The 11768-nt window shown below is 69.4% G+C and carries 13 protein-coding genes; 9 read left to right on the top strand and 4 right to left on the bottom strand.

Annotated features, from left to right (window positions below; genetic code table 11):
- Positions 1–44 precede the first annotated feature (44 nt).
- The 3 genes from ACSQ11_RS00290 to ACSQ11_RS00280 are packed head-to-tail and all read left to right on the top strand — an operon-like array spanning position 45 to position 2896.
- On the top strand, positions 45–1493 hold the full coding sequence (locus ACSQ11_RS00290) for a phosphomannomutase/phosphoglucomutase (RefSeq protein ID WP_436001932.1): 1449 nt from the start codon (positions 45–47) through the stop codon (positions 1491–1493).
- Positions 1493–1678, top strand: a complete 186-nt coding sequence (locus ACSQ11_RS00285) for a Trm112 family protein (RefSeq protein WP_436001930.1) — start codon at positions 1493–1495, stop codon at positions 1676–1678. The genes ACSQ11_RS00290 and ACSQ11_RS00285 overlap by 1 nt, the downstream gene beginning before the upstream one ends.
- A 36-nt stretch (positions 1679–1714) precedes the next feature.
- Positions 1715–2896, top strand: coding sequence for an SIS domain-containing protein (locus ACSQ11_RS00280; RefSeq protein WP_436001928.1), 1182 nt, complete (start codon positions 1715–1717; stop codon positions 2894–2896).
- Positions 2897–2962: 66 nt separating this feature from the next.
- Here the strand turns inward: ACSQ11_RS00280 and ACSQ11_RS00275 are convergent, their stop codons facing one another.
- Together ACSQ11_RS00275 and ACSQ11_RS00270 are read right to left on the bottom strand one after the other, a co-directional pair.
- Positions 2963–3511 (bottom strand): YbaK/EbsC family protein, encoded by a 549-nt coding sequence (locus tag ACSQ11_RS00275; protein WP_436001926.1) that lies wholly within the window; start codon positions 3509–3511, stop codon positions 2963–2965.
- A gap of 5 nt (positions 3512–3516) precedes the next feature.
- Complete coding sequence (locus ACSQ11_RS00270) at positions 3517–4509, bottom strand: DUF808 domain-containing protein (RefSeq protein ID WP_436001924.1); 993 nt, start codon at positions 4507–4509, stop codon at positions 3517–3519.
- Between the two features lie 287 nt (positions 4510–4796).
- Between ACSQ11_RS00270 and ACSQ11_RS00265 the strand changes: the two genes are divergently transcribed.
- Entirely contained in the window at positions 4797–5423 is a 627-nt protein-coding gene (locus tag ACSQ11_RS00265; RefSeq protein ID WP_436001922.1) for a C39 family peptidase, read from the top strand.
- 54 nt (positions 5424–5477) lie between these two features.
- On the opposite strand, the gene ACSQ11_RS00260 is transcribed toward ACSQ11_RS00265, so the two are convergent.
- Entirely contained in the window at positions 5478–5789 is a 312-nt protein-coding gene (locus ACSQ11_RS00260; protein ID WP_436001920.1) for a hypothetical protein, read from the bottom strand.
- Between the two features lie 189 nt (positions 5790–5978).
- Here ACSQ11_RS00260 and ahcY point away from each other — a divergent pair, with 189 nt between their 5' ends.
- Positions 5979–7412, top strand: a complete 1434-nt coding sequence (ahcY, locus tag ACSQ11_RS00255; protein WP_436001918.1) for an adenosylhomocysteinase — start codon at positions 5979–5981, stop codon at positions 7410–7412.
- A gap of 76 nt (positions 7413–7488) precedes the next feature.
- Here the strand turns inward: ahcY and ACSQ11_RS00250 are convergent, their stop codons facing one another.
- Complete coding sequence (locus ACSQ11_RS00250) at positions 7489–8967, bottom strand: hypothetical protein (protein ID WP_436001916.1); 1479 nt, start codon at positions 8965–8967, stop codon at positions 7489–7491.
- A 503-nt stretch (positions 8968–9470) separates the two neighbouring features.
- Between ACSQ11_RS00250 and ACSQ11_RS00245 the strand changes: the two genes are divergently transcribed.
- The 4 genes from ACSQ11_RS00245 (at position 9471) to ACSQ11_RS00230 (ending at position 11763) form a co-directional block, all read left to right on the top strand.
- A complete protein-coding gene (locus ACSQ11_RS00245) occupies positions 9471–9641 on the top strand; it encodes a Flp family type IVb pilin (RefSeq protein WP_436001914.1) in 171 nt (56 codons plus the stop codon).
- Positions 9642–9716: 75 nt separating this feature from the next.
- A complete protein-coding gene (locus ACSQ11_RS00240) occupies positions 9717–9920 on the top strand; it encodes a Flp family type IVb pilin (protein ID WP_436001912.1) in 204 nt (67 codons plus the stop codon).
- Positions 9921–10111: 191 nt separating this feature from the next.
- On the top strand, positions 10112–10501 hold the full coding sequence (locus ACSQ11_RS00235; protein ID WP_436001910.1) for a TadE/TadG family type IV pilus assembly protein: 390 nt from the start codon (positions 10112–10114) through the stop codon (positions 10499–10501).
- Positions 10498–11763 carry a pilus assembly protein TadG-related protein gene (locus ACSQ11_RS00230; protein ID WP_436001908.1) on the top strand — a complete coding sequence of 422 codons (1266 nt, stop codon included), beginning with the start codon at positions 10498–10500 and terminating at the stop codon, positions 11761–11763. Before ACSQ11_RS00235 ends, ACSQ11_RS00230 begins: the two co-directional genes overlap by 4 nt.
- Positions 11764–11768 lie beyond the last annotated feature (5 nt).

Below are 11768 nucleotides of genomic sequence, written 5' to 3'. Positions count from 1 at the left end.
TAGTGGGATCGGCCGACATCCGAACCCCCTAGTAGGGTTCCTGCGTGCCTCCCCACCAGCTCGCCGACTTCGTCAAGGCCTACGACGTCCGGGGGCTCGTCCCGGAGCAGCTCGACGTCGACGTGGCCTGGGCCCTGGGCGCCGCGTTCGCCGAGGTCGTCATCGCGCGCGAGGGCGGCAGCGGGTGCGTCATCGGCCACGACATGCGCGCCACCTCGCCCGAACTGTCCCGCGCGTTCGGCGCCGGGGTGACGAGCCGCGGCATCGACGTCACACACATCGGACTGGCGAGCACCGACGGCCTCTACTTCGCCAGCGGCCACCTCGACCTCGCGGGCGCGATGTTCACCGCGAGCCACAACCCCGCGGCATACAACGGCATCAAGCTCTGCCGTCCGGGCGCGCGCCCGGTCGGCCAGGACTCCGGTCTCGGCGAGGTCCGCGACCTCGCGCAGGAGCTGCTCGACGGCACCGCGGAGCAGCGTCACGAGGACGAGGGCACGACCACCGAGGTGGACCTGCTCGCCGACTACGCCGGCTTCCTGCGCGGCCTCGTCGACCTCTCCGGCATCCGCCCGCTCAAGGTCGTCGTCGACGCCGGCAACGGCATGGGTGGCCACACCGTCCCCGCCGTCCTCGGGGCCGCCGCCGGTCTTCCGGCCCTGCCGCTCGAGGTGGTCCCGCTCTACTTCGAGCTCGACGGCACCTTCCCCAACCACGAGGCGAACCCGCTCGAGCCCGAGAACCTGCGCGACCTCCAGGCCGCTGTCGTCGAGCACGGCGCCGACCTCGGCCTCGCCTTCGACGGCGACGCGGACCGGTGCTTCGTCGTCGACGAGCGCGGCGAGCCCGTGAGCCCGAGTGCCATCACCGCCCTCATCGCGACCCGCGAAGTCGCCCGCGAGGTCGATGCCGGCACCCCTGCCGCCGACGTCGCCATCGTCCACAACGTCATCACCTCCGCGCAGGTCCCCGAGGTCATCGCGGACCTCGGTGCGCGCGCCGTGCGCACCCGGGTCGGGCACTCGTTCATCAAGGGCGAGATGGCCCGCGCGAACGCCGTCTTCGGTGGCGAGCACAGCGCGCACTACTACTTCCGCGACTTCTGGTTCGCCGACACGGGCATGCTCGCCGCGATGCACGTGCTCGCCGCGCTCGGTGAGCAGGACGCGCCGCTGAGCGCGCTCATGGCCGACTGGACGGCATACGCCGCGTCGGGCGAGATCAACTCGACCGTCGACGACGCCGCCGCGAGCACGGCCCAGGTCCGCGAGTGGGCGCGCGACAAGGGGACGGTCGTCGACGAGCTCGACGGGCTCACCCTGACCCACGAAGGAGGCGAGGGCGACCCGATGTGGTGGCTCAACCTGCGTGCCTCAAACACCGAACCCCTGCTCCGGCTCAACGTCGAGGCAGCCGATGCGGACACGATGGCCGCGATACGCGACGATGTCCTCAGCGTCGTGCGCGGCGCTGCGAGAGGAGACACCTGATGTCCACGATGGAGCCCTGGCTGCGCGAGATCCTGCGCTGCCCCAACTGCCGGGCCGAGCTGCGTGACGAGACCGGCGCCGACGGTCCCGAGCTCGCCTGCACCTCCGAGACCTGTGGTCTCGTCTACCGGATCGACGACGGCGTCCCGGTGCTGCTCGTCGACGAGGGCCGCAAGCGCGCCTGACCGGCCGCGCCGCTTCGAGAAAGGCGCCGCACCGACATGCCACACCTCGACGATGACGTCCTCGACTCGGTCGAGGCGCTCGAGCGCCTCGACAGCCGCGGCTCGCTCCGCGCGCTCGCCACGTCCGGCGCCCAGGTGCGTCGCGCGATCATCGCTGCCCGCGAGGCCGGTGTCGACCGGGTCGCCGGTGGTGACAGGCCGCGGTCGGTGCTCGTCGCGTCGCTCGGCGGATCCGCCGTCGTGTGCGACGTCCTCGACGTGCTCGCCGAGCCGGGGTCGCCCGTCCCGCTGACGACCCGCCGCGAGGCCCCGCTGCCCGGGTGGATCGGCCCGCTCGACCTCGTCATCGCGGTGTCCCAGTCAGGGCGTGCCGCAGGGCCGCTGGCGCTCGCCGCCGAGGCGGCCAGGCGTGGCACCTCGCTGCTCACCGTCGGCGCGCCGGATTCGCCCCTCGCCGATGTCTGCGCCCGGGGCCGTGGGGTGCACGTCGACATCGCGACCGACGTCCCGACCTCGCGGTCCGCACTCTGGTCGATGCTCACCCCGGTGCTGCTCGCGGCCGACGGGCTGGGGCTCATCGACTGCCCCGAGGCCGAGCTCGACCGTGTCGCCGACCTCCTCGACTCGCGCGCGGAGGAGTGCCGGCCCTCGTCGGAGTCGTTCGTCAACCCCGCGAAGGTCCTCGCCGTCGGTCTGGCCGAGACTGTCCCCGTCGTCCTCGGCGACGGTGCCCTCACCGGGGTCGCCGCCGGTCGCGCGGCCGCGATGCTCGCCCGCACCGCGCGTATGCCGGCCACCTCGGGTGCGCTTCCCGATGCGGCCGCGCAGGTGGTCGCCTGCTTCGACGGCCCGTTCAGCGGTGCGGGCGACACCGGGCGGGGGAGCGGGGGCGACATCTTCGCCGACCCGTTCCTCGACGGTCCGCCGGCGCCGCAGCTCGGCCTGCTCCTCCTGCGCGACAACCCCGACGTCACGCCGCCCTCCTCGCTCCCACCCACCGCGGTGCCACCGGCACAGCTCGCCGACGCGGTCGCCGAGTCGGCCCGCGAGGCCGGGGTCAAGGTCTGGGAGGTCGAGGCGACCGGCGCGCACCCCATCGAGCGGCTGGCGTCTGTCATCGCGCTCACCGACTACGCCGCGACCTACCTCGCGCTCGGGCTCGGTCTCGACCCCGCCGTCTCACGGCACGTCACCGAGCTGCGCGACCGCACGAGCTGACGGCGCCGTCGCACTCGTGCGGGTGTCGCTGTGCGTACGCGGTAGGTCCGGGGTGTGGGGCCGTGGTCAGTGCTGGGCGAGGTCGAGCACCTCGGCGGTCGGCAGCTGAGCCAGCGCGGAGCCGTCGAGGAGCACCTTGCTCGACCGCAGCCCGCTGCCGATGACGACCTCACCGGCGGCGACGACCGCGGCGTCGACGAGCACGGGCCAGCCGTCGGGCAGCCCGATGGGGGTGATGCCACCGAACTCCATGCCGGTGAGCGACACCGCGTCGTCGTGCGGGGCGAACGAGATCTTGCGGACGCCGAGGTGTCGGCGCACGACACCGTTGATGTCGGCGCGGTCGGTGGCCAGCACCATGACGGCGGCGTAGGTCACCTCACCCGCGCGCTTGCCTGCGACGATGACGCAGTTGGCGCTCGCCGCCGGCGCGACGTCGTATGCCGCACAGAACGCGTCGGTGTCGGCGAGGGTCGCGTCGATGGTCGCCACCTCGGCGCCCGCCACACCGGCGGTCTGCCCGTCGGCCGTCAGGGCGGCGGCCACGGGAGGAGCCACGAGGTCGGGCGACCCCACGGCGGGTGACCAGGACAGCGTTCCGCGGGCGGACGGCATACGGGTCAGTGGGTCTCGTCGACGGCGGGGGCGTCGGCAGGAGCCTCGTCGTGGCCGCCCTTGCGCGGGATGACGTGCATGACCGCCACGACGATGGCACCGACGATGAGGCCGAGGATGGCCGAGCCGATGGTGTTGGTGACCCAGCCGAGGACGCCGCCGAGCGCGCCGGTCGCGTCGTGCACGGCTTCTTCGACGTGGTGGACCCACTCGTAGGGGTAGTGCAGCGGCGACCAGTACTCACTGAGCTCGTCGAGGCCGACCAGGAGGATGTGGCCACCGACCCAGATCATCGCGGCGATGCCGACGACGGAGAGGGTGGCGAGGAGCTTGGGCATCGCGGCGACGAGGCCGCGCCCGAGGCCGGCGCGCGCGCCGTCGCCCTTGGCGAGGTGCAGGCCGACGTCGTCCATCTTGACGATGAGTGCGACGACGCCGTAGACGAGCACGGTGATGAGCACGGCGACGACCGCGAGGATGATCGCCCGGGTGACGAAGGGCTCGTCCTTCACCTCGTTGAGTGAGATGACCATGATCTCGGCCGAGAGGATGAAGTCGGTGCGGATCGCGCCGCTGGTGATCGTCTTCTCGTCGGCGACCTGTCCCTCGTCGTGCGCCTTGCCGGCGGCGTCCTCGCCGTGGCCGCTCACGCGCTCCCAGATCTTCTCGACGCCCTCGAAGCAGAGGTAGGTGCCGCCGACCATGAGCAGCGGCGTCAGCGCGACTGGCAGGAACTGGCTGAGCAGCAGCGCCGCCGGGAGGATGAAGAGTAGCTTGTTGCGCAGCGACCCGATCGCGATGGTCTTGATGATCGGGAGCTCGCGCTTGGGCTCGATGCCCTGCACGTACTGCGGCGTGACGGCCGTGTCGTCGACGATGACACCGCTGGCCTTCACACTCGCGCGCCCGGCCGCCGCGGCGACGTCGTCGACGGAGGCGGCCGCCGCCTTGGCGAGCACGGCGACGTCGTCGAGAAGGGCGAAGAGTCCGCCGGCCATCAGGTCACCTTCGCGTCGGTGGGGGAGTGGAGGTCGAGCACGCGCTCAGCCTAGGGGAGAACCGCGCCGCGTCCGGCTCGCGACCGAGGTCCCGCGCGCGCCGGGGCGCAGACCAGCGCGCTGACGTCAGCGCACACCAGGGGGCCCGTTCGGGTCATGTGCCGAACGTGGACCACCACTAACGTCGAGACGTCCGGTGGCTCTTGGGGGGCTGGGGGTTCAGCAGCCGACGAGGACGAGCGGGCAGCAGGACGTCATGTTCGATTCCACATGTCAGGAGGGGTTCCATGTCCGCGAGCATCTCTCGCCGATCCTTGCTCGTCGCCGGTGCCGGCGCCGGGGTCGGCGTCGTCGCCACGGTGTCGGCTCCGGCCGCACAGGCGGCCGGCACCAACTACGCCTACCAGGTGCAGAGCAGGTACAACTACTGCTCGGCCGCATCGTCCCGCATCGCCCTCAGCTCACCGATCCTGCGGCGCGACGCGTCCGAGAACCGCACGGTCCCGAGCCAGAACAGCCTGGCCGAGAGCCTCAACCTCGACCCGTACGACGGCAGCGCGTCGACCACCGGGCTCAAGGACCCGACGCTCATCGCCACGGTCCTCAACCGGCGGCTCGGCATCGCGAGCCACGCCAACCGCTACCGCTTCCGGATCTCGCCGGCCGGCACGCTCTACACCGACCTGCAGAACAAGGTCCGCGAGAGCATCTCGGCCGGGTACCCCGTCGTCATCAACATGAACCAGGTCGACAATGACCACTTCGACGGCCACTACATCGCGATCGTCGGCTACGGCCCCGATCGCTACCAGATCGCCGACCCCTACCGCGCCGCACGCAACGGCGTCTGGCGCAACAAGCAGGACATCGTCGACTGGAACAAGCTCAACCGCTTCACCTGGTACGGCAGCTGACGCGCAGGTCGTGGGCCGTCCCTGCTCAGGGGCGGCCCACGGCACGGCGGCTGCTCACTCCTCCTCGTCGGCGCGACCGCCCTCGTCGTCCTCGTCCTCGGCGAGGTCGTCCTCCTCGTCGTCCTCCCGTGGCGGCGAGACGTCGTCGGCGTCGTCCTCCTCCTGCTCGGTGAGTGCGGGCCGGGCCACGTCGGACTCGGGGTCGAGCGCGTAGTCGCCCCGGACCTCCTCCCACGTGTCGAGCTTGTCCTCGTCGAGGTCGAGCCTCAGCTCCTCGCTCACCTCGTCGTCCGCGCCTCCCGGAGCGCCCTGCGGGCCGCCCTCCCGTATGCCGTCCGCCCCCGTGCCGCTGTCGGTCCCACTCATCGTCTGCTCCGTTCGTCGGGGTGCTGGTGCTCGGGTGCACGGGCCGTCGGGCGGCGCCGCGCATTCCATGTCTACCGCGTGCGGTCGGTAGAGTGGGGTCGCCGGCGCGGGTGATACCCCGCTCTCACGTGTTCGCCCAGATGGGCTGCGCCGGGTCGCAAACCAGACACTCAACGGAAGAGATTTCGCATGTCCTTTGACTACAAGGTTGCCGACCTGGGCCTCGCCGAGGCCGGCCGTCACCAGATCCGTCTCGCCGAGCACGAGATGCCCGGCCTCATGAGCCTGCGCGAGGAGTTCGGCTCCGCGCAGCCGCTCAAGGGTGCGCGCATCGCCGGCTCGCTCCACATGACCGTTCAGACCGCCGTGCTCATCGAGACGCTCACGGCGCTCGGCGCCGAGGTCCGCTGGGCCTCCTGCAACATCTACTCGACCCAGGACGAGGCCGCCGCGGCCGTCGTCGTCGGCCCGAACGGCACCGTCGAGGACCCCCAGGGTGTCCCGGTGTTCGCCTGGAAGGGCGAGACGCTCGAGGAGTACTGGGACTGCACCGCTCAGATCCTCACCTGGCCCGGCGAGGGCGCCAACATGATCCTCGACGACGGTGGCGACGCGACGATGCTCGTGCACAACGGTCGTGCCTGGGAGGCCGCCGGCCAGGTGCCCCCCACCGACGACAAGGACTCCGAGGAGGTCGGCGTCTTCAAGGCGCTCGTCCGTCGCACCCTCGAGCAGGACAAGCTCAAGTGGACCAAGGTCTCCGAGGAGATCAAGGGCGTCACCGAGGAGACCACCACCGGCGTGCTCCGCCTGTACGACCTCGCCAAGACCGGCGACCTGCTCTTCCCGGCGATCAACGTCAACGACTCGGTCACCAAGTCCAAGTTCGACAACAAGTACGGCTGCCGCCACTCGGTCATCGACGGCCTCAACCGCGCCACCGACGTCCTCATCGCCGGCAAGGTCGCGGTCGTCTGCGGCTACGGCGACGTGGGCAAGGGTGTCGCCCAGGCGCTCGCCGGCCAGGGTGCGCGCGTCGTCGTCACCGAGGTCGACCCGATCTGCGCCCTGCAGGCCGCGATGGAGGGATACCAGGTCGCACGTCTCGAGTCGGTCGTGGAGACGGCGGACATCTTCATCACGACGACCGGCAACTTCAACATCATCACGGCCGAGCACATGCAGGCCATGAAGAACAAGGCGATCGTCGCCAACATCGGCCACTTCGACAACGAGATCGACATCGCCGGCCTCGCCAAGGTCGAGGGCGTCACCAAGACCGAGATCAAGCCGCAGGTCCACGAGTGGACGTTCTCCACCGGCACCTCGATCATCGTGCTGTCCGAGGGTCGCCTGTTCAACCTCGGCAACGCCACGGGTCACCCGTCGTTCGTCATGAGCAACTCGTTCACTAACCAGACGATCGCCCAGATCGAGCTCTTCACCAAGACGAGCGAGTACGACAAGCAGGTCTACGTCCTGCCCAAGCACCTCGACGAGAAGGTCGCCCGCCTCCACCTCGAGGCGCTCGGTGTCGAGCTCACCGAGCTCACCAAGGAGCAGGCCGAGTACATCGGCGTCGACGTGGCCGGCCCGTACAAGTCGGACCACTACCGCTACTGAGACTTCTCAGACCCACGCACGACCCGGTATGCCGTCCGCTCACCCGAGCGGACGGCATACCGCGTTCTCGGGGCCTTCAGGCCCCGGACCCCGGGAGCCACACGGCCATCGACCCCAGCGGCGTGCGCTGGTGCCACGGCTCGGACGATCCCTCGACCGAGACCTGCTCGGTGCCGAGCGGCAGCATGGCGCACGTGGTGCCGGGCGGGAGGCTCACGTCCGTGAGGTCACCGAGACGGCGCCGGGTGTCGGCGTAGGCCCGGCCACCGTGCACCTCGGTGCGCATGTCGACCCAGACCTTGACGTCGGGTCGCAGGAGCAGCACCGCACCCGCCGCATCGGGTGTGGCGAACAGCCGGCAGTCCCGGGGCAGGTCCCCCACGAGATCGGCCTCGGGCTCCGGGCGGCCGGGTGAGTGGGCCGTGATGACCGCGAGCGGGGCCAGCAGGACGAGGACACCGGTGACGATCGGGCGCCAGTAGCCCGCGGTGAGGCGGTGGCGGAACGCCTCCGACCGCTGCGGGACATCGCGCCAGCGGACCGTCGCCGTCGACAGCTCTGCGGCGAGGACCGGCAGCAGGGTGAGGGCGGCGACCCCGAGGAAACGGATCGCGACCAGTCCGGCGACGGCGGCGGCCAGGCTCGTGGCGACGAGCACGACCTCGAGCGCCCAGCGTGCCCGCTCGCGCGAACCGGGGGAGCCGGGACAGTGGAGCCACAGCCGAAGGGCGCAGGCCCCGGCGAGCGCGAGACAGAGGGCGGCGACGGGGAGCCAGCGAGCGCGCAGTCCGCCCGTCAAGGGGGACAGCCATTCGATGATCTGGCCACCCGACGCCGAGCTGATGTCGAGCAGGAGCTGCCACACCGACAGGCGGTAGGGCCCGAGCATGCTGCCGACCGCGAGCCCGAGTCCTGCGGTCGCGGCCAGGGCGAGCCGCCACCGGGGCACGCCCGCGAGCAGGGCCAGCAGCGGGAGGGCACAGGCGAGGCCGAGCGCGAGGACGGTCCACGAGACGTGCAGCCAGGCACCAGCCCAGCCGAGGACGGTCCCGCTCAGGGCGACCGCGGCATACGTCGACGCAGTGCGGGAGAGCGCCGCGGTGGTGAGGGCGTGGCCGAGGGCGAGCGTGGCGAGGAGCAGTGCCTCGACGACGATAGTCGCGCGCGGCGACACCATCGGCAGGGCGAGCAGTGCGACGAGGGCGGTCGCGACGAGGGTGGGAAGTGGCCTCGCGCTGAGACGTCGGGCGACGAGGACGGCGACGGCGAAGTACGCGAGCATGCCGAGGGCTCCGACGAGGGCGATCCCCGGGAGGCCCAGGCTCTCGTGCCCCAGTGCGACGGCGGTGTTCCATGCGGGCGAGGTCGGGCGGAAGACCCCGCTGGGGTCGGCCCAGCTCCATGAGTCGGGCCGCGACAGGGGCGTGCCCGCCAGGCGCTCGGACCCGTCTCGGGCCTGCCAGTAGGGGTCGTGCTCGGTCAGGCGCGCTGCGCGCAGGACCACGAGCGCCAGCACCCAGCCGGCGAGCACGGCCCAGTCCCGCCGGGACCTCACGAAAAGCCGGGAGTGCGTGCCGCGCAGCCAGCGAGCTGGCGGCCGCCACCGTCCGAAGCGACCGCGGTCAGAGCAATCGATGTGGTTCCGAGCGCGAGAGACCCCACGAGGAGTTCGGCGTGTGGGTGCATGCCAACGAGTATGTCCCCTTGGCGATGGCCCTGCCTCAAACTTGTCGGTAAAGGGCTAGGTCCTCCGAGGTGCCGCGATCCCATGCTGCGAAAGGATGATCATCGGCGGCTATGGACTTGTTGGACGATTTGGTGTAGTACTTCGCTTGTCTCGGAAGGATTTTGTGCTCAACGGACCGATGGCACGGCGCCTGCTACCACATCGAACCCCCGTGTGCACGTAATCGTGGGAGCCATTCGACCCATTTCTTCTAGTCAGACATCTCAATCAGGTTTCACTAGTTCGGGCCATGTCCTAAATCTTCGCCATGACGGAAAGATCGGCCCGGGCCGGGCAGACCGGTACCTGCTCAACCGAAAGGGGAAGGCCTGATGTCCAGGGCTTTCGACCAGCTCCAGCGTCGTGTCCGCTCCGAGAGGGGCGCGACGATGGTCGAGTACGGCTTCATGGTCGCGCTCATCGCCACGATCGTCGCGGCAGCAGTGAGCCCTCTGGGCCAAGCCGTCTCTACGTTCTTCACCGGCGTGCCCAGCTCCCTCTGAGCAGTTCTCAACACCAGCTCCACTCAGCTGTACCGCTTCACCCACCACCACCACCACTACAGAAGGAACGACGTCATGTCCAGCAAGCTCATCGCTTTCCACACCCGTCTTACCCAGATCCGCAACGAGCGCGGCGCAACCATGGTCGAGTACGGCCTCATGGTTGCCCTCATCGCCGTCGTCGTCGTCCTCGCGGTCGGGCCCCTTGGCACGGCTATCTCTGGCCTGTTCGCCAAGGTCAGCGGCAGCGTCGGCGGCGGCACCCCCGCCACTCCCTGATCTTGAGCTGACCACTTGTGAACACGGGTGTAGAGGGCTGGCGGCGCTGCTGCCGTCAGCCCTCTGCACTTGCCTACCGGCACGTCGGACACTTCTCGGTCCATCTGCAAGCTGACCCGCATCACGCGAGGAACTCGAACTATCAAGCAAGAGGACAACTCATGACGCGTCGGAACGAAAGGGGAGCGTCGATGATCGAGTTCGCGTTGATCACCCCTCTTCTTCTGCTCTGCATCTTCGGGATGATTGACCTCGGGCGGATGTTTCTTGTCCAGGCCATGGTCACCAATGGAGCACGTGAGGGCGCTCGGATGGTCGCCCTCCGCCAGTCGGCCGGCGATGTCACCGCCCGCGCGAATGCTTCGATGCCCGGTCTTGACGCCTTGTCCACCGGGAGCCACGCCGTGACACCTGTCGCCATATGTCCGGCCGTGCCCACACCCACCCAGGCTGGGACGGTGACTGTCTCGGTCACCGGCTTCAAATGGCTTGCCCTCGGTGCTGTATCCGGGCTGTTTCCCGGCGGTGGCATTCCTGCACCTAACCCGTCCGCGACGTCATCGATGAGGTGCCTCGGATGAACCGGCAGAACGCTCACCTGCTCGCGCGGAACGAGCGCGGCGCGACCGCGGCGCTCGTCGCGCTGCTCTTCGGTGGGTTCGTCGTTACGGGTTTGCTTGCCTGGTCGGCCGATGCCGGTCAGATCTTCTGGGAACGACGGCAGACTCAGAACGCCGCCGACGCCGCGGCTTTGGCTCTCGCACAGAGCTGCGCGAAGAACAACTGCAAGGTTAATGCGGACGGCCTACCGGACCTCATCAATGCCAATACGGTCAACAATGCCAACCGGACTCATGACACCCTGCCGGGGGCTTCCGGACAGTGCATAGCCAACCCCCCTACAGGCCTGGTGACGACGCTTCCGCTGTGTGTTGGCACCGGGAGCGTGTCTGACCTTGCCCAGTGCCCTGTCCTCCCTCCTGCAATGTCCAGTGGGCTGCCGTATGTCGAGGTTCGGGTACGAGCAAATGGGACGGCGAAGGGCCTGATTCCAAACCCCTTCACACGCGTTAACGACACAGGGCCGGACGACGCGCATGTTGTTTCCTGCGCCAGGGCTGCTTGGGGTACCCCAAGCTCAGCGGCCTTCTTGGCGCCGTTCACCATTTCCCTTTGCGAGTGGGATCGGTTCACGAATCACGGTGTCAACTATGCGCCCCCGCCGGTAGGGAATTGGCCTGGCTACGGGGGCCCCGGACAGCCGGCGTGGCCGGCCGGCTTCAGCAGCACGGCTGTTCCGCGCGAAATTGTCATTCGTCTGCATGGCAACGGTGATTCAAAATGCGCCGCCGGTCCGAGCGGCGCAGATGCTCCGGGTGGCTTCGGGTGGTTGTCCGGACCCGGATGCATCGCGACCGCGACCACGACCAACGGCACGGACTTCTGGGCGCCGTTCGACCCTGGATCTAGCCCCCCGAGTGGCTGCAGCGCCAAAATTGCGGCCGCGCGCGACTCTGGTCCGCTCATCGACCTTCCGATCTACAACTGCATCCGAGACGTCCCGGTCAACCCCATTACCCCGGCAACCAACTGCGATGACGGGCACGGGTCCAACGGCAAGTATCACCTTGCGGGTGTAGCGCGCTTCTACGTCAGTGGCTACAAGATTGGTGGAAGTGACGAAAGGCCCAGTCGGGTAACGGGCACGGTTCCATGTTCGGGGAATGACCGCTGCGTCTCCGGCTGGTTCGTGCAGGGAGTCCTCAACCTTCCGTCCACCTCCATTACTCCGCCCACCCCCGGCAACGGGTTCGGCCTCACCGCGGTTCTGCCCGCCGGTTGAGTTTG

The organism is Knoellia sp. LjRoot47, from assembly GCF_964253435.1.
Lineage (GTDB): Bacteria > Actinomycetota > Actinomycetes > Actinomycetales > Dermatophilaceae > Knoellia.
The sequence above is the reverse complement of the archived record's forward strand: the minus strand, read 5'-3'. Positions and strand labels throughout refer to the sequence as shown.

Bases quoted from the DNA above. Each gene is read 5' to 3' on its own strand.
- ACSQ11_RS00285 (WP_436001930.1), top strand. From the start codon at position 1,493: ATGTCCACGATGGAGCCCTGGCTGCGCGAGATCCTGCGCTGCCCCAAC.
- ACSQ11_RS00265 (WP_436001922.1), top strand. From the start codon at position 4,797: ATGTCCGCGAGCATCTCTCGCCGATCCTTGCTCGTCGCCGGTGCCGGC.
- ACSQ11_RS00280 (WP_436001928.1), top strand. From the start codon at position 1,715: ATGCCACACCTCGACGATGACGTCCTCGACTCGGTCGAGGCGCTCGAG.
- ACSQ11_RS00240 (WP_436001912.1), top strand. From the start codon at position 9,717: ATGTCCAGCAAGCTCATCGCTTTCCACACCCGTCTTACCCAGATCCGC.
- ACSQ11_RS00260 (WP_436001920.1), bottom strand. From the start codon at position 5,789: ATGAGTGGGACCGACAGCGGCACGGGGGCGGACGGCATACGGGAGGGC.
- ACSQ11_RS00230 (WP_436001908.1), top strand. From the start codon at position 10,498: ATGAACCGGCAGAACGCTCACCTGCTCGCGCGGAACGAGCGCGGCGCG.
- ACSQ11_RS00270 (WP_436001924.1), bottom strand. From the start codon at position 4,509: ATGGCCGGCGGACTCTTCGCCCTTCTCGACGACGTCGCCGTGCTCGCC.
- ahcY (WP_436001918.1), top strand. From the start codon at position 5,979: ATGTCCTTTGACTACAAGGTTGCCGACCTGGGCCTCGCCGAGGCCGGC.
- ACSQ11_RS00245 (WP_436001914.1), top strand. From the start codon at position 9,471: ATGTCCAGGGCTTTCGACCAGCTCCAGCGTCGTGTCCGCTCCGAGAGG.
- ACSQ11_RS00235 (WP_436001910.1), top strand. From the start codon at position 10,112: ATGATCGAGTTCGCGTTGATCACCCCTCTTCTTCTGCTCTGCATCTTC.
- ACSQ11_RS00275 (WP_436001926.1), bottom strand. From the start codon at position 3,511: ATGCCGTCCGCCCGCGGAACGCTGTCCTGGTCACCCGCCGTGGGGTCG.